General features: G+C 59.6%; 22 protein-coding genes. 16 read left to right on the top strand and 6 right to left on the bottom strand.

Annotation, left to right across the window (positions count from 1 at the left end):
- The first annotated feature begins 1 nt into the window (after nt 1).
- The 13 genes from HMPREF2807_RS04605 (at nt 2) to der (ending at nt 13,292) form a co-directional block, all read left to right on the top strand.
- Nucleotides 2–883, top strand: coding sequence for an NAD kinase (locus HMPREF2807_RS04605; protein WP_046649256.1), 882 nt, complete (start codon nt 2–4; stop codon nt 881–883).
- 39 nt (nt 884–922) lie between these two features.
- Entirely contained in the window at nt 923–2,599 is a 1,677-nt protein-coding gene (gene recN, locus HMPREF2807_RS04600) for a DNA repair protein RecN (RefSeq protein WP_070510796.1), read from the top strand.
- Between the two features lie 26 nt (nt 2,600–2,625).
- Nucleotides 2,626–3,810: a putative cytokinetic ring protein SteA gene (gene steA / locus HMPREF2807_RS04595; RefSeq protein WP_070510794.1), complete on the top strand. Its 1,185-nt coding sequence runs from the start codon at nt 2,626–2,628 to the stop codon at nt 3,808–3,810.
- Complete coding sequence (locus tag HMPREF2807_RS04590) at nt 3,810–4,769, top strand: copper transporter (protein WP_070510792.1); 960 nt, start codon at nt 3,810–3,812, stop codon at nt 4,767–4,769. Before steA ends, HMPREF2807_RS04590 begins: the two co-directional genes overlap by 1 nt.
- Nucleotides 4,770–5,408 carry an NUDIX domain-containing protein gene (locus tag HMPREF2807_RS04585; RefSeq protein WP_070510790.1) on the top strand — a complete coding sequence of 213 codons (639 nt, stop codon included), beginning with the start codon at nt 4,770–4,772 and terminating at the stop codon, nt 5,406–5,408.
- A 41-nt stretch (nt 5,409–5,449) separates the two neighbouring features.
- Nucleotides 5,450–6,328, top strand: a complete 879-nt coding sequence (gene xerD / locus HMPREF2807_RS04580) for a site-specific tyrosine recombinase XerD (RefSeq protein ID WP_049154993.1) — start codon at nt 5,450–5,452, stop codon at nt 6,326–6,328.
- Between the two features lie 45 nt (nt 6,329–6,373).
- Complete coding sequence (locus HMPREF2807_RS04575; RefSeq protein WP_070510787.1) at nt 6,374–7,462, top strand: hypothetical protein; 1,089 nt, start codon at nt 6,374–6,376, stop codon at nt 7,460–7,462.
- Between the two features lie 185 nt (nt 7,463–7,647).
- Nucleotides 7,648–8,520 carry a ParA family protein gene (locus HMPREF2807_RS04570; RefSeq protein WP_046649257.1) on the top strand — a complete coding sequence of 291 codons (873 nt, stop codon included), beginning with the start codon at nt 7,648–7,650 and terminating at the stop codon, nt 8,518–8,520.
- A gap of 9 nt (nt 8,521–8,529) precedes the next feature.
- Entirely contained in the window at nt 8,530–9,327 is a 798-nt protein-coding gene (locus HMPREF2807_RS04565; RefSeq protein WP_070510785.1) for a segregation and condensation protein A, read from the top strand.
- A 16-nt stretch (nt 9,328–9,343) separates the two neighbouring features.
- Nucleotides 9,344–9,958 (top strand): SMC-Scp complex subunit ScpB, encoded by a 615-nt coding sequence (gene scpB, locus HMPREF2807_RS04560; protein WP_070510783.1) that lies wholly within the window; start codon nt 9,344–9,346, stop codon nt 9,956–9,958.
- Between the two features lie 85 nt (nt 9,959–10,043).
- Nucleotides 10,044–10,961 carry a pseudouridine synthase gene (locus HMPREF2807_RS04555; protein ID WP_046649236.1) on the top strand — a complete coding sequence of 306 codons (918 nt, stop codon included), beginning with the start codon at nt 10,044–10,046 and terminating at the stop codon, nt 10,959–10,961.
- On the top strand, nt 10,961–11,671 hold the full coding sequence (cmk, locus tag HMPREF2807_RS04550; RefSeq protein ID WP_049154964.1) for a (d)CMP kinase: 711 nt from the start codon (nt 10,961–10,963) through the stop codon (nt 11,669–11,671). Before HMPREF2807_RS04555 ends, cmk begins: the two co-directional genes overlap by 1 nt.
- Nucleotides 11,664–13,292, top strand: a complete 1,629-nt coding sequence (gene der / locus HMPREF2807_RS04545; protein ID WP_070510781.1) for a ribosome biogenesis GTPase Der — start codon at nt 11,664–11,666, stop codon at nt 13,290–13,292. The genes cmk and der overlap by 8 nt, the downstream gene beginning before the upstream one ends.
- Nucleotides 13,293–13,320: 28 nt before the next feature.
- On the opposite strand, the gene HMPREF2807_RS04540 is transcribed toward der, so the two are convergent.
- From HMPREF2807_RS04540 to HMPREF2807_RS04520, 5 genes are all read right to left on the bottom strand, one after another.
- On the bottom strand, nt 13,321–13,929 hold the full coding sequence (locus tag HMPREF2807_RS04540) for a response regulator transcription factor (protein WP_046649239.1): 609 nt from the start codon (nt 13,927–13,929) through the stop codon (nt 13,321–13,323).
- A 2-nt stretch (nt 13,930–13,931) separates the two neighbouring features.
- Nucleotides 13,932–15,041: a sensor histidine kinase gene (locus tag HMPREF2807_RS04535; protein WP_118853188.1), complete on the bottom strand. Its 1,110-nt coding sequence runs from the start codon at nt 15,039–15,041 to the stop codon at nt 13,932–13,934.
- Complete coding sequence (locus HMPREF2807_RS04530; protein ID WP_070510779.1) at nt 15,038–15,835, bottom strand: ABC transporter permease; 798 nt, start codon at nt 15,833–15,835, stop codon at nt 15,038–15,040. The genes HMPREF2807_RS04535 and HMPREF2807_RS04530 overlap by 4 nt, the downstream gene beginning before the upstream one ends.
- A gap of 12 nt (nt 15,836–15,847) precedes the next feature.
- Entirely contained in the window at nt 15,848–16,786 is a 939-nt protein-coding gene (locus tag HMPREF2807_RS04525) for an ABC transporter ATP-binding protein (protein WP_187357519.1), read from the bottom strand.
- Between the two features lie 87 nt (nt 16,787–16,873).
- Entirely contained in the window at nt 16,874–17,716 is an 843-nt protein-coding gene (locus HMPREF2807_RS04520) for a class I SAM-dependent methyltransferase (protein WP_070510777.1), read from the bottom strand.
- Nucleotides 17,717–17,825: 109 nt separating this feature from the next.
- On the opposite strand from HMPREF2807_RS04520, the gene HMPREF2807_RS04515 reads away from it, so the two are divergent.
- On the top strand, nt 17,826–18,815 hold the full coding sequence (locus tag HMPREF2807_RS04515) for a CE1 family esterase (RefSeq protein WP_083306681.1): 990 nt from the start codon (nt 17,826–17,828) through the stop codon (nt 18,813–18,815).
- 10 nt (nt 18,816–18,825) lie between these two features.
- Here HMPREF2807_RS04515 and HMPREF2807_RS04510 read toward each other — a convergent pair whose 3' ends face one another.
- Nucleotides 18,826–19,944 (bottom strand): site-specific DNA-methyltransferase, encoded by a 1,119-nt coding sequence (locus HMPREF2807_RS04510; RefSeq protein WP_232751623.1) that lies wholly within the window; start codon nt 19,942–19,944, stop codon nt 18,826–18,828.
- A 663-nt stretch (nt 19,945–20,607) separates the two neighbouring features.
- On the opposite strand from HMPREF2807_RS04510, the gene HMPREF2807_RS04505 reads away from it, so the two are divergent.
- Nucleotides 20,608–20,814 carry an antitoxin gene (locus HMPREF2807_RS04505; RefSeq protein ID WP_070510775.1) on the top strand — a complete coding sequence of 69 codons (207 nt, stop codon included), beginning with the start codon at nt 20,608–20,610 and terminating at the stop codon, nt 20,812–20,814.
- Between the two features lie 250 nt (nt 20,815–21,064).
- A complete protein-coding gene (locus tag HMPREF2807_RS04500; RefSeq protein WP_049154974.1) occupies nt 21,065–22,474 on the top strand; it encodes a TetR/AcrR family transcriptional regulator in 1,410 nt (469 codons plus the stop codon).
- Nucleotides 22,475–22,634: the final 160 nt, after the last annotated feature.

Genomic DNA, 22,634 nt, shown 5'->3' with positions numbered 1-22,634 from the left:
CATGCGCCGTGAAATTCTTCTTGTCCCGCACGCCAGTCGCGAGGAAAACCTTGCCGCCACCCACCGGGCCGCGGAGCTGCTGCAGGAGGCAGGCATTAAGGTGCGCGTCTGTGCTGCGGATACTGTGCTTCCCGGGCTGCAGCACGTCCGGCATACACCAGCGGCAGCAGAGGGCTGCGAACTGGTGTTGGTGCTCGGAGGCGATGGCACGTTCTTGCGCGCTGCGGATATGGCCCGCGCCGTGGACGTTCCGGTGTTGGGCATCAACTTGGGGCACGTGGGCTTCCTCGCAGAATGGGAAGCGGAGTCCCTAGACCGTGCGCTCGTGCGCGTCATCGAGCAGTCCTATGACGTCGAAGACCGCCTGACCATCGACGTGAGCGTCTTCGATTCGGAAGGCGCGTTGCGTGAGCGCAGCTGGGCGCTGAATGAGGCGTCGATTGAAAACCTCAACAGGTCCGGAGTGCTTGATGCCATCCTCGAAGTGGATGGCCGCCCAGTATCCGCTTTTGGGTGCGACGGTGTACTTATTTCTACCCCTACGGGCTCCACGGCTTATGCCTTCTCCGCCGGCGGCCCTGTGCTGTGGCCTTCGCTCGATGCCATCCTGGTGGTGCCGAATAACGCGCACGCATTGTTTACCAAGCCGCTCGTGGTGTCTCCGGATTCACAGGTAGCGGTGGAATCGGCATCGGCAACGACTCCCGCCGTGGTGATCCTCGATGGTTTTCGGGAAATCTCCATGCCCCCAGGCTCACGCGTGGAAATCGTGCGCGGTGAACGGCCGGTGCGGTGGGTTCGCCTTGACCACCAGCCTTTCACTGACCGGCTTGTGTCCAAGCTGCGCCTTCCCGTGGAAGGCTGGCGCGGACCGCGGCATTAACCTGCTCTAGCGCGTAACCAGGAAGGAAGATAACTCTCCGTGCTCGTTGATATCAGCATTTCTGATCTCGGTGTAATTGAAAGCTCCACCGCGGAGCTTTCGCAGGGGCTCACCGTGCTCACTGGTGAAACCGGTGCTGGCAAGACCATGGTGGTGACCGGACTGCGCCTGCTCGCGGGAGGGCGCGCTGATGCCTCGCGCGTGCGCGAAGGAGCCTCCAAAGCTGCCGTCGAAGGGCACTTTTCTTCTGACTCGAAGGCCGTGGCGGAACTAGTCGAGGAAGCCGGGGGAGAGCCCGATGAGAACGGCGAATACATCGCCTCCCGCACGGTGTCGGCTGCGGGACGCTCGCGGGCCTACCTGGGTGGGCGAGCGGTGCCAGCGGCGACGCTGGGGGAGTTCGCTTCCCATCTCATTACCGTCCACGGGCAAAACGATCAGCTGAGGCTGTTGTCTACTGATCAACAGCTGGCGGCCATTGACCGCTTCGACCCTGCAGTCGACGCGGTCCGCGAGGCATATACCCAGGCATTTAGCCGCTGGCGCGCGTTGGCCAAGGACTACCAGCGCCGTACAGAATCACGGCGTGAGATGGCACAGGAAGTCGACCGGCTCCAGTTCGCGATAACGGAGATTTCGGACCTTGACCCGGAACCGGGCGAGGACGCAGAGCTCGTGACCCTCATTAAGCGCCTGCAGGATGTTGATGCCCTGCGCGAGGGAGCCGCCACCGCGCTGAGCGCTCTCGACGGCGGGGAAGGTTTCGGTGATGAGGACACCGCCGTCAACCTCGTCGGCACCGCTGAAACCGCATTGGCTGGGGCCAGCGACGTCGAACTCGCGCGGCTCGGGGAGCGATTGAGCGAGGTCACCACGCAATTGACCGATATTGCCGCTGAGCTCACCACGTATCTGGGAAATCTCCCCGCAGATCCCAACCTCCTCGAGGAATCCCTGCAGCGCCAACAGGAGCTCAAGCGCCTGACACGTAAGTATGCCGCAGACATCGATGGGGTGTTGGCCTGGCGTGACGCGGCAGAAGCGAAACTCGCGACGTTGGACACCTCCACCGAGGCCCTCGAAGCATTGAAGAAGGAGGTAATGGCGGCCGAAAAGACAATGGTGGCTAAGGCCGAGAAGCTCACCGCCGCCCGCACCAAGGCAGCGAAGAAGCTGGGCTCGCAGGTCACCGAGGAGATTCACGGCTTGGCCATGCCTCATTCCACACTGACGGTCGCCGTGCACAAGGCGAAGTACTCCAAGTCGGGCGCGGATGAAGTGGAATTCCAACTCAACGGAAAGCCCTTGGCCTCGGCCGCCTCCGGCGGTGAGCTCTCCCGCGTCATGCTGGCGATGGAAGTGGTACTCGCCAGCGGCGACGGCACCACCTTGGTCTTCGACGAAGTGGACGCCGGCGTGGGTGGTCGCGCGGCGGTGGAGATTGGGCGTCGGCTAGCGCGCCTGTCCATCACCAACCAGGTCATTTGCGTGACCCACCTGCCCCAAGTGGCTGCCTATGCGGATTCGCACCTGCACGTGTCCAAGGAGAAATTCACCTCAGGCGTGGCGGATTTGAGCGCCGAGGAACGCGTCGAGGAACTCGCCCGCATGCTCGCTGGTCTTGATGACACCGCGACTGGCCGCGCGCATGCCCAGGAGCTCTTCGACCGGGCTCAAGCAGAAGTAGAGAGTTTCCGCGCGCCTTCCACACATTGAGCGCCTAACAGGGGAAACTGTCAGGCATGAGTCTGTTTTCCCGTAACACCGATCTGCCTGGAGAACACGGCGCGCTGCGTGATTGCACCCCGGGTGGCAAGGGCATGAAGAAGTTCAGCGCCGGTGACTTCGCAGTCATCAACGCCGCCAACATCTCCCGCCAAGAGGCCCAGACCCTCGTGGATATGAAACCAGCTGCTGTGATTAACGTGGCGGAGTTTTCTACCGGCTCCATTCCGAACTATGGCCCGCACATGCTTCTCGACGCCGACGTCACCCTTATCGAGGGCGTGGGCCAAGATTTCGTCAGCAACTTCAAGGACGGGAAGAAGGCGCGTCTTACTGAGGACGGGACGGTGTATGTGGGGGATACCCAGCTGTCTTCTGGAACGGTGGTTACCCGGGACCGCGCGGAGAAGAACTTCTCCTCCGCGCAACGCGAACTTATCGACCATATGGAAGCCTACTTTGGCAATTCCATCGAGTTCATCCACTCCGAAGGCCCGCTCCTCATCGATGGCCTTGGCGTTCCGGATGCTGGTTCCGTCATGGCGGGACGCAAGGTCCTCGTGGTGTCGCCCTCTGAGGAGCACCGCAAAAAGCTCACGCTGCTGCGCAACTTCATCCGCGAGTATGAACCCGTCATCATCGGTGTCGACTCTGCCGCAGATACGTTGGTTGAGCTGGGCTATCAGCCTAACTTCATCGTGGGAAATCCTTCGGAAGTGAGCTCTGAAACCCTGCGCAGTGGTGCCCAAGTTATTCTCCCAGCTGAGCCGGACGGCACTGCGGAAGGACTCGAGCGCATTCAGGATCTGGGAATCGGCGCGATGACATTCCCGGCTGCGACAGACTCAGCAACGGATCTTGCACTCCTGCTCGCGGACTACCACGAAGCGCAGATGATTGTGCAGGTTGGGGGCGCCCTCGATCTCGATGACATCTTTGCCAACGAGCCGACTGCCACGCCCGCAGCCCTGTTATGCCATATGAAGGCAGGTACGCGCCTCGTGGACGCGGACGCCGTCATCAACCTCTACGCCGCGCCGAATTCCGGCGCAATGGGATGGCTGTGGGCGCTGCTGGGCATCCTCGTGGCGCTGGCCGTGGTCATCCTCATCGTGGGCCTGGGTGGCGATGAATCATTCCTGCAGAACCTGATCGATACGTGGAACAACTTCGCGTTGAGCGTGCAGGGGTGGTTTAAATAATGGGTTCGCCTAAATCCCTGATTGTCACCGGCCTTGGCTTCGGTGCAGCCATTGGTGTTGCGTTGGGCACGTTGGTCATCGCACCGAACATGGACTCCACCCCGGGGCGCGGTGGGGAGTCCAACGACGAGGTCCGAGAAAAATACAGCAAGCTGGTGCTTGACCACAACATTGCGAAGGCCCAGCTGGATTCCGCTGATTCCGTGATGGGGGACCTCGGCCGTTACGTCGTCGACGGCACTCTAGTCCAGCGTCCGGTCATGGTACTCAGCATGCCCGACGCCAATGATGCCGATGTCACGGCTGTGAAGGATCTTCTCGGCTCCGCCGATTCCACCGACGCGGGAAGCATCAAGCTGACCGAAAAATTCCTGGCCCAGGAATCCGCAGACAAGCTGTTGTCCCTCGTCACCACCACGCTGCCGGCAGGGGCGAAGCTCGATAAGAAGAAGATCGATGCCGGTACTCATGCCGGCCAAGCGCTTGCTGCCGGGCTGATGATGGATGCTAAGACCACCCAACCGCTTGCCACCGTCGACGATCGGGCGACCTTGCTGCGTGCCTTGCGCGATGCCGGCTACATCGACTACAAGGATGGCACGATCCTGCCCGCTCAGGCGGTCGTAATCGTCGGCGGCGGCCTGACACCGGGAGAAGACGAAGACAGCGCTGGCAAGAAGTACGCTATCGACACCACCGTCAAGTTCCTGGAAGGTTTCGAGTCCGCGGACGCCGCCATGGTGTATGCCGGGCGTGTGCAGTCTGCAGGGGATGGCGGAGTGTTGGAAAAGCTCCGGGCGGCCAAGACTGGGATTAGCACCGTGGACTCCATCGACCACCCGGTCTCCCAGATGGCCAGCGTTTTGGCCGTCAAGGAGCAGCTCGATGGCGGCCGCGGCGTGTACGGTTCTGCAGCGAATGCCGAGGGCGCAGCACCGGCGCTGCCGAAGGATCTCTAAATGCCACACGAGTTTCGTACGGTGGGAAGCGAGCTGCTTGTCGACGCCCCCATCATCGCCGTCCGCCGTGATGACGTTGTGATGCCGGGAGATGTCGTGGCGCAGCGGGAGATCGTCGAGCACCTCGGTGCCGTGGCCGTTGTGGCTTTGGATGAGGACAACCGAGTCGCCATGGTGGAGCAGTACCGCCACAGTGTGAGCAAACGCCTGTGGGAGCTGCCAGCCGGTTTGCTCGACGTCAAAGGTGAAGATGAACTCAGTGGCGCACAACGCGAACTCCAAGAGGAGGCCGGACTGGCCGCCGAGGACTGGGGTGTGTTGACCGATCTGGTGACCTCCCCGGGCTTTTGTGAAGAAGCCGTACGGGTGTTCGTGGCGCGTGGGCTGCGGGACGTCGCCAAGTTCGAGGCCACAGGTGATGAAGAAGCCGACATGGGGTTTTCGTGGGTGCCGCTAGCGGAGGCCGTCGATCGTATCCTCGCCGGCGAGATTGTGAACTCTATTGCAGTGGCCGGAATTCTCGCCGCCTATGCCTGTGTGCGTGAAGGACGCACACCGCGGCCGGTTGATTCACCTTTCGAGTTGCGGCCGCAGTCGCTGGCTAGCCGGCGTACCGGACCGGATTTGAAGAAGCTGTGAGCAGCACGACTCCCGCTGCCGCCGCTGGGCAAGCGTGGCTGATGCACCTCATGGTGGAAAAAGGTGCCTCGAAGAACACGGTGAGTAATTACCGGCGTGACATCAATCGCTACGTGTCGTGGCTAGCGGAATCTGGGATCACGGATTTGCGCCAGGTTTCTCGCGCGCACGTGGAGAACTACCTCATGTACCTGCGTGAATCCCTCGCCCAGTCCTCGGCCAGTCGAGCGCTGATCGTCGCGCGTGGGCTGCATAAATTTGCGCTCGCGGAGGGGATGATTGAAGAAGACGTCGCGGCGGAGGTTTCGCCGCCCAAGCGGGCCCAAGCGCTACCGGAGACCCTCAGCGTGGAGGACGTCGAGACTTTGCTCAACGCCATTCCCACTGATGAATCCGCAACCCCCATAGACATCCGCGATCGCGCTTTGCTGGAGGTTCTCTACGGCACGGGCGCGCGCATCTCCGAAGTGATCTCCTTGAGCGTGGATGACGTAACGGCTGAGGGGCCGACGTCCGTGCGCGATATTCTGCTGCTGAGCGGCAAGGGCGATAAGCAACGCCTCGTTCCGTTGGGTTCGCACGCGGTAAGAGCGGTCGAGCATTATCTCGTGCGGGCACGGCCGGTCTTAGCAACTGGAGCCTCCCACGCGCTATTCCTCAACACCCGGGGCAAGGCCCTGTCACGGCAAAGCGCATGGGCCGCCATCAAGTCCGCTGCACAGCGCGCGCACTTGAGCGCCAACATCTCTCCGCACACCCTGCGTCACTCCTTTGCTACCCACTTGCTGGAGGGTGGTGCGGATGTGCGTACAGTTCAGGAACTGCTGGGTCATTCTTCCGTGACGACGACGCAGATTTACACGCACGTGACTGCGGATTCGCTTCGCGAGGTGTGGCGTACTGCTCATCCACGCGCCTAAAGGCGCCTAGACTCAGTTCGATTTACATCAATGAAAAGGATTTCTATGACTTCATCTGCTCGCGCTTCCCGGACCTTTCGCGGGGCTGCGATTGCTCTCGCGCTCACCGTATTTCCACTTGCCGGTGTTGCGGCCAACCCGGTGAGCGCGAAGGGCGGGCTCACAGGGCTCGGCGCGGCAGTTGCCCATGCTCAGGATGCCACCATCCCCGTGCCGGCTGGACAAACCACGACGGTTTCCCTGCCGGTGCCTGTCGACGTCTCCGTGGCCGCCGATGGGTGGAATGTGAGCGCCTCAGGTGGCACTGCTACGGTGACGGCCCCGCCAGCAGGTGGACAGATTACCGTTCCAGTGACCTACCAGGGCGTGACCATGACCATCGTGCTCGTTGCTGACGCCGATGTCACCGCCGAGGAACTCAACGACGCTGCCGAAAGCGTCGATCCGGGGCGCCTTGGTGGTGGCCAGCCGGGGCCGGGGGCCGCAGAGAACCAGCAAGGTAACGAAGAACTGGGTGGAAACGGCGACGTCACAGACGATACAAGCGATGGCGGAGCGGTGACCGGTGCGGATAGTTCCAGCACCGGCCACGCGCAACCGCTCCGTACGGGCCGTGGCTGGGAAGGCGTGGATGATTCCCACACGTCCTATGTCAACCTAGAATCCACCATCGAAGGCCAGACCATTCACGCCAAGCTAGGTTTGAAACAAGCACTGGACCTTTACAACCGTTTCAAGCATCTTGAGGATGAGGGCGTCACGCTGCGTTATCTCAACGCGGAAGGGGAGTTTATCGAGGGCGTGAAACGCGACATTGATAAGGGCTCGCGCACCATGACCCTGACCTACCCAGAGGGCATGGAACCCGACAACCCCTTCATCATGCAGTTCATCAACGAGGACACCCAGTCGGCAGAGCTGGTGGTGACACTCACAGACCCAACCCGAGAGAACACCACCGACGTGCCTCCAGAGCAGCAGCTTGATAGCGACAGCGCCACGACAGCTAGCGAAGAATCAGGCACTGATACAGGCCTTGGCGCCGGCGCGGTGATAGCGGGGATTGCGGCACTCGGCATCATCGCTTTGGTCGCTGGGTTCGCACTCCGTCGGTTCCGTTCGAACCGGAAGTAAAACCTCTCGTAGTCTAGCTTCCAGGCTTTATGTGGCGGCTTTTGCTGGCTATAATCGCGATGCGGGTGCTCAAGGGGGTACCCTATAATCACAAGGATGTAAGAGTGCGGCGCCGGTGAGTGCCGCAGGGCTAACGCGAAGATGGCCTAACTAGAGCCGTACAGGTCAAGGAAGCAGGTGTGACTGTGAGCGACGAGGGACTGTTTGAGGCCTCCGAAACACAGGTCGGGTTGACCGGCCGGCCACTGCGGGAGCTTCCGGAACCAGAGCCATTGGAAAAGCATGGCCCCGCCACGATTATCTCCATGTGCAACCAGAAAGGTGGAGTGGGGAAAACCACATCCACGATCAACATGGGAGCATGCTTGGCGGAGTTGGGGCGTAAAGTCCTCCTCGTTGACTTGGACCCGCAGGGCGCTCTGTCCGCCGGATTAGGGCTGACGCATGATCAGATTCAGGACACTATCTACGACGTCATGCTCGATAGTGAGGTCTCGGTGCATTCTGCCATCGTGCACACCGGCGTCGCGGGGCTCGACCTGGTTCCGGCCAACATTGATCTTTCCGCCGCAGAGATTCAGATGGTCAACGAGGTGGGCCGCGAGCACACCTTGGCCCGAGCGCTGCGCCCGGTACGCAAGGACTATGACTTCATCATCATTGACTGCCAGCCTTCCCTAGGCCTGCTCACGGTCAATGCGCTGGCCTGCTCGCAAGGCGTCATTATCCCGATGGAATGCGAGTTCTTCTCCCTGCGCGGCCTCGCGCTGTTGACCGACACCGTGGAGAAGGTTGCTGACCGCATCAATTTCGACCTGGAGATCATGGGCATTCTGGTCACCATGTTTGACCGTCGCACCCGCCACGCCCGCGAAGTCATGGACCGGGTAGTCGAGTACTTCGGGGACAAGGTCTTCGACACGGTGATTACGCGGACCGTGCGTTTCCCAGAGACCTCGGTAGCCGGTGAGCCGATTACCACTTGGGCACCGAGCTCGCAGGCTGCCAAGCAATACCGCGACCTAGCTAAAGAGGTCATTGAGCGGGCCAACGGCTAGCCGCCTATTATGACCCAACCGGAGATCACCGGCTTTCGCATCGCGCTGGGCAATTTTGAGGGTCCGTTCGATCTGCTGCTCCAGCTCATTCAAGCGAAGAAGCTAGATGTCACCGAGGTGGCGCTGTCTGAGGTTACCGATGAGTTCGTGGCCTATACCCGAGCGTTGGGGGAGACCGCGGACCTGGACGAGACGACGGAATTTCTGCTCATCGCCGCTACGCTGTTGGATCTGAAGGCGGCGCGTCTATTGCCGCGCGGCGAGGTCGATGACCTTGAGGACCTCGAACTGCTGGAGACCCGAGATCTGCTTTTCGCGCGGTTGCTGCAGTATAAGGCTTATAAGCAGGTCGCTGACCAGTTTGCGCAGTGGCAGCGCGGCGCCCAGCGCCGCTATCCACGTGCGGTGGCGATGGAGGAGCGCTTCAGCGAGCTTCTTCCACCTGTCAAACTTGGACACACCCCAGCCACGTTCGCGGAGCTCGCCGCCGGGGTATTCCGCCCCAAGCCTCCCGAGGAAGTCGCGACCGGTCACATCCACCAGGTCGCGGTCTCTGTGCCGGAACAGGCTGGAAAAATCCTCACCACTCTCAAGCTGTTAGGCACAGGGCAGTGGATGAGCTTTGATGCGTTAACGCGGGACTGCACCATTTCCATGGAAATCGTGGGCCGCTTCTTGGCGTTGCTGGAGCTGTACAAAGCCAAGGCTGTGGATGCGTCCCAACCCGAATCCTTAGGCCCGTTGGAATTGTCGTGGACAGGGCTCGACGTGGATCCGGCCGTTGTTGCGGCGGCGAACTGGGATTAAGGTACGCTACCGACTCATGGAGGACACGTCACCCGCAGTACACAGTGAGGCCCCAGTGCCGAGCGCACCGGCGGCTCTTCCGCTGATCCCGCAATTGCGCTCACGCCTCGAATCGATCCTTCTGGTCATCGATTCGCCCGCCAGCGCGGAAGAGCTGGCGCGCGTGGTAGATGCGGAGGTCTCCGTTGTCAGAGATACTTTGCGGGCAGTGGAGCGTGAGCTCACCGAGCGTGGTTCTGGCATCGACCTGCGTGAGACACCGGAAGGATGGCGTTTTTATACCCGCAAAGAAAATGCGGACGCCGTCGAGCAGTTCGTGCTTGATGGGACCCAAACCAAGCTTTCGCGCGCCGCACTCGAAACCCTCGCGGTCATCGCCTACCGCCAGCCGGTCACCCGCGCCCAAGTCGCTGGTGTTCGCGGTGTCAACGTCGATGGCGTTGTCCGCACGCTGCTTCTGCGCGGGCTCATTCGAGAGATCGAAAGCCCCGAGCCGACAGTCGGCAACGCACACCAGTATGAAACCACTGAGCTTTTCCTGGAGCTTCTGGGAATCGATTCCCTCGAGCGTCTTCCAGACCTCGCGCCGCTGCTGCCAGACATCGAGCAGATCGATGAGGACTACTCATAAAGGCCCACCGTGCGGTAGGATTGCGGCCGGACAACGGCGTGATTCCGCGCGCCGCAAATTGAAGAACTATTGAGAGGACACATCCGTGACTCCACCCGCTCGCCGCGATGGCACACCGGACAAGAAAAAGCGAGACAGCGACATGATTGTCTCGAACGCTAAGCCGGCCCGCCATCAGCATGTAAAGAAGAAGGCCACCGCCGATTCCGTCGCCCGCGACTTGGGCGCGGACTGGCTGGTAGACGGTAAAGCTAAGAAGAATTCCCAGAACCAAGGCGAACGCCTCCAGAAGGTGCTGGCCAAGGCCGGCGTTGCCTCCCGCCGCCATGCAGAGATTCTCATCGATGAGGGCCGCGTTGAGGTCAACGGTCAGGTCATCATCACCCAAGGCACCCGAGTTAACCCCAACACGGACGTGATCCGCGTCGATGGCACACGCATCAACGTCAACGAAGAAACTCAGTACTTCGTACTCAACAAGCCCCGCGGCATGCAGTCCACTATGTCGGATGACATGGGTCGTCCGTGCGTGGGCGATGTCGTAGCGGATCGGGTCGTGGCAGGCCAGCGCCTGTTTCACGTCGGGCGCCTCGATGCGGATACCGAGGGCCTTCTTTTGCTCACCAACGACGGTGAGCTGGCCAATCGCCTCATGCATCCTAAGTACGAGGTCACCAAGACCTACCTGGCCACCGTTTTGGGTGAGGCCGATAAGAGGCTGGTTCGCCAGCTGCGCGAGGGCGTTGAACTAGAAGACGGCCCGGCGAAGGCGGATTATGTGCAGATCGTGGACAAGAACCAGGGCTATTCGCTGGTGCGTCTTGAGCTGCACGAAGGCCGCAAGCACATCGTGCGCCGCATGCTGAAGGAGGCCGGCTTTCCGGTCCAGCGTCTTGTGCGCACCAAGCTCCACACCGTGCAGCTGGGCGATATGAAGCCCGGCTCCTTGCGCGCATTGAACTCCAACGAATTAACCAGCCTGTACAAGGCGGTGGGGATGTAATGATTTCAAACATGCCAAACCAGGGACTCGTTCTGGCCGTGGATGGCCCGTCGGGCACCGGAAAGTCCACGACCTGCCGCGCGTTGGCCAAGCGCCTCGACGCGAAGTATGTCGATACCGGCGCCATGTACCGCGTGGCTACCCTTGCCGTGCTGCGCGCGGGCGTGGACCCAGCGGATACTGACGCTGTCATTGCCGCAACCGCAAACCTGCCTCTGGAGGTCTCCGATGATCCGGATTCCACTCAGGTCATCTTTGCCGGCGAGGATGTCTCCCGGGTGATCCGCGAGGACGAGGTAACCCGCAACGTGTCGGCAGTCTCCGCCATCCCGGAGGTACGCCAGAACCTCGTGGAGCTGCAGCGGAACCTTGCCGCGAAGGCACACCGTGCCATTGTGGAGGGCCGCGATATCGGCACCGTGGTGCTCGCTGATGCTCCCGCTAAGGCCTTCATGACGGCCAGCGCCGAGGTCCGCGCGCAGCGCCGCCACGATCAGAACCGTGCGGCGGGCATCGACTCGGATTTTGACACCGTGCTTGCCGACGTCGAGCGGCGCGACGCTGCGGACTCCTCCCGCGCCACCTCGCCGCTGCGCCCAGCCGAGGACGCCGTACTCGTGGATACCTCTGAGATGACCCCAGACGAGGTCCTCGATGCCCTCATCGCCGTCGTCGAAGAATCGGCCGCAAAGGAGGCCTCACATGACTAATGGACCGCAGAACCCAGACGTGAACCCCGAACAGCAGCCGGAAGAATTCGAGACGGAATTTCATTACCCGGTAGGCAAACTCGAAGAAGAGGTCGTGCGCGATCCGCATGGCGGGTGGGCGCAGAAGGATTTCGATTCTGAGGACTTCGACTATGAATTCGATGAGTCGGAATTCGACGACTCCGAGTTCGGCGAAGCCGATTTCGGCGAGGAAGAAGATATCGCTGAAGGTGAGAACCCGCTCAGCGAAGAAGAGTGGGAGGCGCTATCTCACGCCTTTGGCGTGGGCGAGGAGCACACGGAGGAAAACCTCTGCACGGTGGCCGTGGTCGGCCGCCCGAACGTGGGCAAATCCTCCTTGGTGAACCGCTTCCTCGGTCGCCGTGAAGCGGTGGTGGAGGATCACCCAGGCGTGACGCGTGATCGCGTCTCCTACGTGGCGGATTGGAACGGCCAGCGCTTCTTCGTTCAGGACACCGGTGGCTGGGATCCAAACGTCAAGGGCATCCACGCCGCCATTGCCCGCCAAGCAGAGCAGGCTATGGAGACCGCCGATGTCATCGTGTTCGTGGTGGACACCAAGGTGGGCATCACCGAAACCGATGCGGTCATGGCCCGAAAGCTGCAGCGCTCTGAGGTGCCCGTCATCCTCGTCTCCAACAAGTTCGATTCGGAAACCATGTACGCAGACATGGCCGAGTTCTACGCGCTGGGCTTGGGCGATCCGTGGCCCGTCTCCGCCCAGCATGGCCGGGGCGGCGCCGACGTCCTGGATGAGATCCTGCGTTTGTTCCCGGAAGAGCCGCGCCATTCTTCGATTACCTCGGGGCCTCGCCGCGTGGCGCTGGTGGGCAAGCCGAACGTGGGCAAGTCCTCGCTTCTGAATAAGCTGACAGCGGAGGAACGCTCCGTCGTGGACAATGCCGCCGGCACGACGGTCGACCCGGTTGACTCCTTGGTGCAGCTAGATCAGCGCCTATGGAAATTCATCGATACCGCGGGCCTACGCAAGAAGGTTAAGAACGCGCAGGGCCATGAGTACTACGCTTCGCTACGCACGCGCGGCGTGATTGATGCGGCCGAGGTATGCATCATGCTTATCGACGCCTCCCAGGAAGTCTCCGAGCAAGACCAGCGCGTCCTCAACATGATTCTGGAAGCCGGTAAGGCCCTGGTCATCGCCTTCAATAAGTGGGACCTTGTGGACGAGGATCGCCGCTACTACTTGGAGCGCGAAATCGATGAGAACCTGCGTCACCTGCCGTGGGTGACCCGTGTGAATATCTCTGCGGAGACTGGCCGCGCCCTGCAGAAGCTAGAGCCTGCCATGATTGAGGCTCTCGAGAGTTGGGACCAGCGCGTGTCTACTGGTCAGCTCAACAACTGGATGCGTGAGGCGATTGCTGCGAACCCGCCGCCGATGAACAACAACCGCCTCCCGCGCGTGCTGTTCGCTACCCAGGCCTCGACGCAGCCGCCGACCATCGTGCTGTTTACCACTGGATTCCTGGATGCGGGCTATCGCCGTTACCTGGAGCGCAAGTTCCGTGAGCGCTTCGGTTTCCATGGCTCGCCCGTGCGCATCGCGGTGCGCGTGCGCGAGCGCCGCCAACGCCGATAGCTAGTGTGGGCTGAGAGCACGCAAGCGTCTAGATCCAGCCGTTTGCCTCGGCGCGCCGCGCGGCCTCAAAGCGGTTACTTGCCTGTGTTTTCGTCATGATGGCCGAAACGTGGTTGCGCACCGTACCTCCACTGAGATGGAGGTGTGCTGCGATATCGGCGGAGCCGAGGCCGCGAACCAGTAGGCGGCACACCTCGACTTCCCGTTCACTCAGCGGGTTGTCGGGAGTAAAGAGTATGTCCTGAGCAAGCTGCGGATCGATGACACGCAGACCCGAGTGGACGCGGCGGATGGCATCGGCGAGTTCCTCCGGGGGAGTGTCTTTGACGAGGAAGCCATCGACGCCCGCGTTGAGGGCGCGTTTGACGTAACCGGGACGGCCAAACGTGGTGACGATGAGGCTGCGGCAGTGAGTATTGGCGATAGACTTTGCGGCATCGATACCGTTCATTCCGGGCATCTCAATGTCGAGTAGAGCGACGTCTACCTGATGCCCAGCAACGAGTGCGGCGACCTCAGCTCCGGTGGAACACTCGGCAACGACGTCGATGTCGGGTTCGGTACTCAGCAAAGCGGTGAGAGCGCCCCGGACCAGGGATTGGTCTTCGGCGATGAGTACGCGGATGTGTTCGCTCATAACTATCGCACCTGTTGAATCTGCCGGTGGTTACCCAAGGCGAGGAGGACCGTGGTCACACCTCCGGCACGCTGAGTAATGACCTCGCCACCGACAGCTTCTGCACGGTGGCGAAGGCCGGCGAGACCCGTGAGGCCGTCGGCAAGCGCCTGCGTGGCATCCTCCGTGAAGCCGTTGCCGTTGTCCGTGACCTGGAGGGAATCTTCAGTGAGAATCACCCAGCACTGCGTGGCACCCGAATGACGTACAACGTTGGTGGTGAGCTCGCGCAGTGCCCACGAGAACAGATCTTCATGAGCCCGTGGCTGGGTGAGAGTCTCTGGAAGGTGAGCTTGGATTCCGGCGGTTTCCAGAATGCGCCGCGCGGCTTGAATTTCGCCAGCAAAGGTGGGGTTCTTCATGCGAGTAACAGTGGAGCGGACCTCGGCAAGGGATAACCGAGACAGCGAACTAATCTCCTCGAGCTCGGCAGCGGCCTTGGTAGGGTCGCGGTCGATGAGCCGGCGGGCCACTTCGGCCTTGAGATTGATAGCCGTCAGGGTATGGCCAAGAAGATCGTGGATATCGGAGGCAATGTCCTCTCGTTGCTGAGACAGATCTAGGTCGTGGCGTAAAGCTGTCTCGGTGTCTTCGCGCTGGGAGAGAGCACCGAGCGCCAAAATAAGGAGGGGCCACCCGAAGAGAATGATTGCGAGGTCAACGAAGCGCGGGCGATCGAACAACCAGACAGGGATACTAGCTAGGATTCCAGTGACCGTGATGATCACGGCTGCGATTTTGAGAGGCAAAGTGAAGGCTACCAAGGCCCCGAGGTAGGGCACGAAGACCACAATCCAGGCGCCGTGAGAAGGGACGGCGGCAAGCGCGATCAGCGCGAGAATAACCCACCGGATAGCTACTCGATGGTTATGGGACCACCCACGTGGATAGTCGTGCACCGTACCGAAAGAGACAAGGTAAGCAGCACAAAACACCGCGGTGATAATAACCGCCCAGGTTCGCTGGGCGGTGGAATAGCTGGGCTGGAGGAGGATCTGCAGCAGCACCGGTAGGAGAAAGATGAGCCAGACAGCGGCGAAAGCAGCGTCACGTGGTCTGAAGTTCCGCATCATGCTCGCTCCTTGTCGCGCTTGTGCAAAAGCAGGCATAGCCCGACGAACACCACCGTCCATACAGCGATATTAACGTATGCGTACCAGAGCGGGTCCTCAATGAAGAGGCGTTCGCCATTGATCATCTGGGAGCCTTCAGAAAGGGGCCAACGGGCAAGCGCTTGCGCGCCATACATTGGGGTGAAGCGACCTACCTCCAACAGCGATTCCTTCAGCGGCATGAATACGTTCCCGGCAAACGCAAGTATGACGATGGTCGAGGTCGCTACGGAGACGGTGTTTTCCGAGGGAATGAGCATAGCGCAGGCCATGCCGTAGAAGCCGAAGGGAATGGCGCAGACAACAGTTATGAGAAAAGCTAGCGTCCACTGGTCCGGCTGCATGGACGCCTTGGTCAGCCCACCGGTAATGAAGACAGCGGCAATGGGCAGGATGGCGCGAACCGCGATGTTGAGAAAGTTGGCAACGGCTAGCTGGGAAGACCGAAGGGGAGTCAACGCTAGTTGGCGGCCCCAACCCGCGCGATTCTCTGCGACCATAGATCCGGCTGCACCCACAGCGCCAGTGGCTCCTGCATAGAGCGCCATACCGATCATGACCAGTGCGGCGACATTCCCACCGTTGAATTCGATGTCGCCGTACTCTTGCATCGCGCCAAAGAGGATATAGAAAATGATTGGCAGGCCGATGCTGAAAAAGAGCGTGGGCAGGTCGCGGCGCAGACGTTTAAGGTCGTGGGCCGCGTAGTTGAGGGTTGTCCCGAGCGTGGGAGTTACGGCATTGTTGATGCTCATCGTGGGGTCTCCTTATGGGGTAGTCGTGTCGGGGGAAGCGTTAGAGAGCTCCATAAAGGAGTCTTCGAGGCTATGGCCGGAAATCGTGATGTCCCGGGCCGTGGTTTCGGTGAGTAAGTAGCGAGCAAGCGCATCAGAGTCTCGGGTCGTGATGGACAGGCCGGTGTCTGTGTGCTCTTGATACAGCACCCCTGGAAAAGACCCGGTCACGAGGTTGTCCGGAATCCCGTCGGGGAAGCTGGCACGGATGGTACGGGTGGCGTTTGCATTGCGGATCTCCTCGGTGGAGTCATCAGCTTGAATCTCGCCCCTGTTGAGCATGATGATGCGTTGGGCAAACGTATCTGCCTCTTCGAGATAGTGAGTGGTGAGAAGAATCGTTCGCCCAGCGTTAGCCTCCTCGTGCATGGCCTCCCAAAAATGACGGCGGGCGCCGGCGTCCATGCCTGCGGTTGGTTCGTCGAGAAGCAGCACTTCCGGATCTCCCAACAAGGCCAGCCCGAAGCGCAGACGTTGTTGCTCGCCGCCAGAGCACTTGCCCACGCGGCGCGAGAGGATAGAGCCCAAGTTGGCGCGCTCGATGATCTCCTGATAGGGGCGGTGGACGGGAAACGCGGCACCGAGAAGCTCAAGGGTTTCCTTCACGGTTATCTCCGGTAATAAGCCGCCAGATTGCATGACGGCACCGATACGCCCACTTTTAGAGGCATGAGATGGAGAGGCGCCAAGCACACTAATAAACCCTGAGGTTGGGGTGGTCAGCCCCAGGATGAGGTCAAGCAGCGTGGTCTTGCCGGCGCCATTGGTGCCTAAGAGGCCGACGATTTCACCTTGCTGAATGCTAAAAGAGACGTCGTGAAGCGCGCGCACAGGATTGCGGGAGGAGGCGTTGAAGGTCTTGCTTACAGCGGTGACGTCGATTGCTGGTGGGGTGGTACGTGTCGTGCTCATACCTTCACGCTATGGCGCGAAGGTTTTCACAGCGTAGACAGGGTGTCACGAATCCGGGATGACAGTTGTCATGGTTGACGGAGGTGGCTACTCACTTGAGCGCGCCAGCACGAAAGCATCAGTTCGGTACGGAATACGCAGGACCTGGCCGGGCTTAAAACCCATGTGCTCATAGAGGTACCAATTGAGGTTGTAGGTCATGCGCTCGTGGATTTTTTCCCCATTGCGAAGCCAATACGAGCGAGTATGCATTAGCTCATGCAGGTCCTCAGGGGCGAGCTCGTGTTCCCACGTAAGGCGCAGCTCCTCACGCAGTGTCCACGGCGCGGTAAAGGATGGGTAAAAGCCGGGACGGTGGACATCACCGGAGTGCATGATGCGGGAAAGACGCAGGATCCACGGGTCTGCATTGACGTCAAGGGTGTTCCATACCAAAAGGACCTTGCCACCCGGCCGAAGGATTCGGTCGAATTCTGCACATGCCTGGTCGACGTCGACCCAATGCCAGGTTTGCGCGCAGGTGAGGGCATCAAGGGAGGAGCTGGCGAGCGCTGTGTTCTCGGCGGTGGCGCGCCAGCACGGCACTCCGAGCCGGCGCAGGACACGCGTCATGTCGGGGGATGGATCGCTGGCATAGACGACGGAATTGGTCAGGGATTCAGTGAGCTTGCCGGTTCCTGCACCAACATCGAGAACTGTGTGTGCAGAAGCGATGAGCTGCGACACTTCGCGTGGGTAACCAGGGCGCACGTCATGGTAGGTCTCCGCGCCTTCGCTAAAAGCTTGCGCGGAATGCCTGCGTCGTTGGGCAGTGCCGAAGCTGGGCGCCTCCTTCCCCGAAGCCCGACGGTAGCTGGGGTAGTGCTCGGGCAGAGGGTGAGCGGGAGAGGCGCTGGAGGAAACAGATGGTTCGGAAGGCGAAGAGCACATGATGCTTCCAAACTTACCGTGGCGCTGCGGGTTCGTAGATGTCGGTGCGATGTTTTAAGGTGGACGAGGATTTATTGGCGCGCAGAAGTGAGAGTGTTGAGGGGGAACAATGGGTAAAACGTCTACAGCATGGCCGCGCCCAGTGCACACGCTCGTCGGTCTAGCGGCCAGCGCTGTCTGCGCGCTAGCGTTGGCGTCGTGTGGAACATCCCAGGAAGCCCCGACATCCCCGACACCTGAATCAGCATGGACAAATGATCTCGGTATCCCGGTAGCGCCCATGCTCGTCGGCCCTGAGCCGGGGCACACAAAGAAGATGAAGCTAGCCTCTGGGCGCAGTTTCCTACTTCACGTGCCTGAGAATTACACCCCGGAGCGCGCGTGGCCGGTGCTGCTTTCTTTCCACGGGTATACGGATTCGCCTGAGAATATGGAGAAGTACAGCCAGTTTGATGCTGCTGATGCCATCGTGGCTTACCCTGCTGGGGAGAAGGCGGCGTGGGCCCCAGCACCTTACGCAGTGACGAGCGCGGAAGAAGACCTCGACTTTGTGCGCACAATAGTGGATAGCCTGCGGGCCACTTATGAGGTGGACGACAATGCCATTTTCGCGGCTGGATTGTCTAATGGCGGAGGGTTTGCGGCCTTCTTGGCGTGCCGGATGCCAGGGACTTTTCGTTCAGTAGCTACCGTGTCAGCTGCATACTACGAAGGAATCCATACGGATTGCTCTGATCGTCCGGTAGGCCGTTTGGACATTCACGGAACTAAGGATCCCGTGGTCAACTATGAAGGCGGTGTGCGTCATGGCACGGCTTATTCTTCCGTTGCAGAGGTGCTCGGGCAGCATCAGAAACGCAACAAGTGCCGCGGCGACGTCGAGTCGGTGCGCCTCACAAACGGTGCGACCAGAGAGACGTGGACTGGGTGCCAGGCTCCGCTTCAGCACATCCGCATTGAGGGGGGATCTCACGTGTGGCCGGGTGGTAACAACTCCACGAAAATTGAGGTGGGCGAAGGCTTCGCCACCGATGCGGTGCTAGATTTCTTCGGAATCCCTGGCAGGCCCGAAGGCACAGAAGAGCATAATGTGGCCTAGAGCCGGGCTATCACCTCAAGGTGAAATGCGCACAAGGAGTATCGAGGGAGCGAACCCGCGCTAGACAGATATCCGCGACCGTTTCAAAACCCGCGTGGCGCGCGGCACTAGACGGCTCGGTGGGGTGGGGTATTTGGACCAAGTGGAATGAGCGTTGACCGTTATCCTCGCGGTTGAGCTCAACGACGGCTTGGGCAGTGGTTCCTGAGCCTGCAAAGAAATCAAGGACTACCGCGTCCGTGCCGCCGGTGATGGACAGTAGATGCTTGATGAGGCGCACAGGTTTGGGGAAGTCGAAGACTCCCGTGACACCAAGTGCTTCTTCGGCGTCACGACGGCCTGTTCGGGTTACCCCAAAACGCTCTCCATCGAGAATGGAACGGGGACGCGCACCCTTCTTTTCGTAGTTCTTGGTGTAGACAAAGCCGCGTCGAAAGACCAGCTCCTCATAATGCTCAGCGACCTTGTCTTTACCCCAACGCCACCGCGCGACGCCCGACTTGCCCTCCGGCTGGTGCGGCCAATATTCGTGGCCATTGGGGCCAACGATGGGAAAGTCGAGGCTTGGTAAGTATCCCAAGGTCTTAGAATCCAACCGCACGAGTGAATAATTCCCTTTCTCATCGCTGTGGTTATAGCGGGTTGAAGTGTGCGCTTCCAAGTCCAGGTTGAATCCGGCATTTGAAGGTGACTTGGCATAGCAAAGGATGTACTCGTGCTCGAGAACCGCATATTTGGAATCATTCTTCCCGGTCCCGCCCTTCTTCCAAATGAATTGCCCGGCGAAGCAGTCCTCACCGAAAACCTCGTTGAGTAGTAGGCGCAGGTGAGCGCTTTCTGACTCACCGATGGACACGATGATGAAGCCGGTATCGGCGAGCACCTCACGAGCCAGGATCAAGCGTGGCAACATCATAGAAAGCCACTCGGCATGCCACTGTCCAAAGTGCTCTGAGCGCATCTCTCGGCGTTGACGGAAATTATCGCGGTAGACAAAATCCTTGCCGGTGTTATAGGGCGGATCAATGTAGATGATGTCCGCTCTCATCCCCTGTGCAATGAAATCCTTTAAGGCGTCGAGATTATCTGCCACCGTCACGCTGTTGGGGGCCGAATGAGGACCGCTCATCAGTGTTCTTGTTCGAGTGGCCTTCTTCGTGGCCTGCGCCGCAGCCTGTTCCTTACCCGGCCACACAAGGCCAAAGACCGATTTGCCTTGTGGGACTGAAGGAATGTGTAGCTCAGAGGAAGACAGCTCTTCAGAGTGCCGGGCAGCGGATTGGTGTGCGGAATGAGAATGAAAGGAAGGCATTGTGGTGCGCCGAGGTTTCGACTTCGATCTTTAAAGGTAAGTGAGCGGTCAATGACGTTGTGCAGTACGTGCCGCGCGACGCGGCAAGAATGAGCACATGTGAATTGTGTCCCAGAGTACAAGGGTTCACAAATGAGAGAGTGGCGGCACGCACCAAGTTGTTGAACGAAAAGGGGTAACCGGAGGGGGTAGACTTTAAGAGCGATTCTGAGAACTCTCAGTGTGTGAAAGTCTTCCTTTAACTCGTGCTCTAGATGTATAACGATTTATAACGTTTGTGGCGAAGAGCACGGCGAGTCGGTACGGTGGGGTGACGTGATGGCGCTCAGCTTGAATGTGCCGACCATGGTGCGCGTGCTTGTCGCTCGGGGAGTCGGCTAACGCCTCCCACTGTCGCTGGCATTGCGCAGTATCCGGCACACTCGGGCCGTGAGGGTCACCACTGTTAGGACAGCATTTACTTAAGGAAGGAACAAAGTAATGGGTATTTTTGACAAGGCAAAGGATGCTCTGAACTCCGATAAGGGCGAGCAGATTTCGGATAGCGCACTGGATAAGGGTGCAGATCTTGCTAAGGGCAAGCTGGGCGAGGATAAGGCGGATAAGATTGACTCCGCTCGCGACCAGCTCGATGAGCGCATTGGCAACCAGGGCGCTGAGGCTCCTCAGGGGGATGAGCAGAAGTAAAGCGATTGTCGCGCTTGGTTCCGAGCCACATCAAGGTTCCGGCATTGTGCGACACGTAGCCTGAACGCTCAGGGGTCCCGTCCGCATAGCGGGCGGGACTGTATAAGTTTTACAGCAACGTATACTTTGAATTTGGGGTGACGGGGTGGATTGTCTTACAGTGCGGGCGAAAGCTTAAGAAAACCTGTGCATATTCCTATCCTTTGTTTATGGGCCTAAAAGTGATTGTTTCCTAGGTAAGCTGAATTCTGTGATTACTTCAGTAGGTGTGGAACAAGGTAACCAACCCTCGCGCCAGCTCCTTATTGAGCAGGCCGGCCGGGTTATTGCCAAAGCGGGCATTGATGAGGTGCGCCTCCGGGAGGTGGCCGATCAAGTGGATGTTCCGCTAGCGGAAGCCCAAGAGCTCTTTGCCTCTGAAGCTGAGCTTGTAAAGGAAACCAAGCGCACCCTGAACGAGGCGCTTACCTCACTCGTTGATCTGCATCTCCAGCGTTTGCCTGAGAATGCGACGGCCGTGGATAAGCTTCGCGCCACGGCGCTGGCGTATTTCTCCTTCGCAGTGGAGGATCCTTCTGCCTTTGCGGCATTTTCTGCGGTTCACGCTACTCCTCGGGTAGGCGTTACCGCAGAGGACTTTGTTAATCCTGATGGGGATGTCGAAAAATGTCCTATCATGCAGATTCTTTTTGAGTTGACCGAGGAGGCTATCAAGGAATCTGGCGGAGTGGATCCCGATGTTGATGGGACTTTGTTGTCGGCGCTGTCGATTTTTTCCCACCTACACGGCGTGACGCAACTGGCAGCTGAAGGAATCCTGCGTTACCTGTCGCCGGCAGCGAAAAAGCAGACATTTGGCGCTGTTATGGACACCCTGAGTGTCGGCCTCTACCCATTCTTTAGGGGAGAGCGCGTCGAGCGCACTATTCCTTATGGCTTGGTGGGAGAGCAGCCGGAAGCGTTGGTAGCAAAGGCCAAGGATTACCCACGGGGAACCGAGGATGAACAGCGTACGGCGTTGCTGCGTGGTGCTATTGAGGAGGCGCTTGACCACGGCGTTACCGGCCTTCATATCGGTGGTGCTGCGAAGCGGGCGGGCCTTAGTGTGCAGGAAGCTGAGCATCTGATTGAAAGCGATCAAGAGCTGGCCAGCTTCCTTGAGCGGTATTTGGACAAGGTCAACTATGAGTTCATTTTCCGGCAGGTAGCTGCGCTTCCGGAAGACGCTAAAGTAATGTCCAAGATTAAGGCCACCGGGTACGGCTACGTCTCCCATGCGTTGGCTGATCCGAAGGGCTTTGAAGCTCTCATCAAGATCGCGTCCGGGCCGATTGTTCCCATGTCCTTCGAGGACGACTTTTTGCCGAACGCGAACAAAGCGGTTGAGCTCCAACGTGACTTTAGCGAATTTGGACGGGCTTTTGGCTTCATTATGTCTCTCATGCGTGAGGCAATCGATGAAGTTGACGGGCCGCGCACTCCGTGGGTTCTTTTCACCTTGGTAATTTCCGTGTGGGCGGGCGCTCATGGTCTAGCCATGCTGAGTACCAAGGGTCCCTTGCGTGGGTTTGATTCTGACTATATTTTCGAGATTCTCACCCACTATATGGACATTGAATTTGGTGGCATCATGCGCAGTCTTAGTGGAACGACTGACTAATGCAGCAACGTAACTGAGGATTGCCTCTTGGCGCGTCATTGTCGCCGTTTCTCTACCCGCTTTCTTAATGTGAAAGCGGGAAGTTCTTTCTATTGGCACCTGGGGAGGGCCGGGGTGTCGGCGGCTAAACTGGCCCTTCCGGTTTTAGAGTGCGTTGATT

Source organism: Corynebacterium sp. HMSC074A09 (genome assembly GCF_001811545.1).
GTDB lineage: Bacteria > Actinomycetota > Actinomycetes > Mycobacteriales > Mycobacteriaceae > Corynebacterium > Corynebacterium hiratae.
This window is presented reverse-complemented; position numbering and strand designations above follow the sequence as displayed.

Coding starts and splice junctions, on each gene's coding strand:
- HMPREF2807_RS04605 (WP_046649256.1), top strand. CDS start 2: ATGCGCCGTGAAATTCTTCTTGTCCCGCACGCCAGTCGCGAGGAAAAC.
- steA (WP_070510794.1), top strand. CDS start 2,626: ATGAGTCTGTTTTCCCGTAACACCGATCTGCCTGGAGAACACGGCGCG.
- HMPREF2807_RS04590 (WP_070510792.1), top strand. CDS start 3,810: ATGGGTTCGCCTAAATCCCTGATTGTCACCGGCCTTGGCTTCGGTGCA.
- HMPREF2807_RS04585 (WP_070510790.1), top strand. CDS start 4,770: ATGCCACACGAGTTTCGTACGGTGGGAAGCGAGCTGCTTGTCGACGCC.
- xerD (WP_049154993.1), top strand. CDS start 5,450: ATGCACCTCATGGTGGAAAAAGGTGCCTCGAAGAACACGGTGAGTAAT.
- HMPREF2807_RS04575 (WP_070510787.1), top strand. CDS start 6,374: ATGACTTCATCTGCTCGCGCTTCCCGGACCTTTCGCGGGGCTGCGATT.
- HMPREF2807_RS04565 (WP_070510785.1), top strand. CDS start 8,530: ATGACCCAACCGGAGATCACCGGCTTTCGCATCGCGCTGGGCAATTTT.
- scpB (WP_070510783.1), top strand. CDS start 9,344: ATGGAGGACACGTCACCCGCAGTACACAGTGAGGCCCCAGTGCCGAGC.
- cmk (WP_049154964.1), top strand. CDS start 10,961: ATGATTTCAAACATGCCAAACCAGGGACTCGTTCTGGCCGTGGATGGC.
- der (WP_070510781.1), top strand. CDS start 11,664: ATGACTAATGGACCGCAGAACCCAGACGTGAACCCCGAACAGCAGCCG.
- HMPREF2807_RS04540 (WP_046649239.1), bottom strand. CDS start 13,929: ATGAGCGAACACATCCGCGTACTCATCGCCGAAGACCAATCCCTGGTC.
- HMPREF2807_RS04535 (WP_118853188.1), bottom strand. CDS start 15,041: ATGATGCGGAACTTCAGACCACGTGACGCTGCTTTCGCCGCTGTCTGG.
- HMPREF2807_RS04530 (WP_070510779.1), bottom strand. CDS start 15,835: ATGAGCATCAACAATGCCGTAACTCCCACGCTCGGGACAACCCTCAAC.
- HMPREF2807_RS04525 (WP_187357519.1), bottom strand. CDS start 16,786: ATGAGCACGACACGTACCACCCCACCAGCAATCGACGTCACCGCTGTA.
- HMPREF2807_RS04520 (WP_070510777.1), bottom strand. CDS start 17,716: ATGTGCTCTTCGCCTTCCGAACCATCTGTTTCCTCCAGCGCCTCTCCC.
- HMPREF2807_RS04515 (WP_083306681.1), top strand. CDS start 17,826: ATGGGTAAAACGTCTACAGCATGGCCGCGCCCAGTGCACACGCTCGTC.
- HMPREF2807_RS04510 (WP_232751623.1), bottom strand. CDS start 19,944: ATGAGCGGTCCTCATTCGGCCCCCAACAGCGTGACGGTGGCAGATAAT.
- HMPREF2807_RS04505 (WP_070510775.1), top strand. CDS start 20,608: ATGGGTATTTTTGACAAGGCAAAGGATGCTCTGAACTCCGATAAGGGC.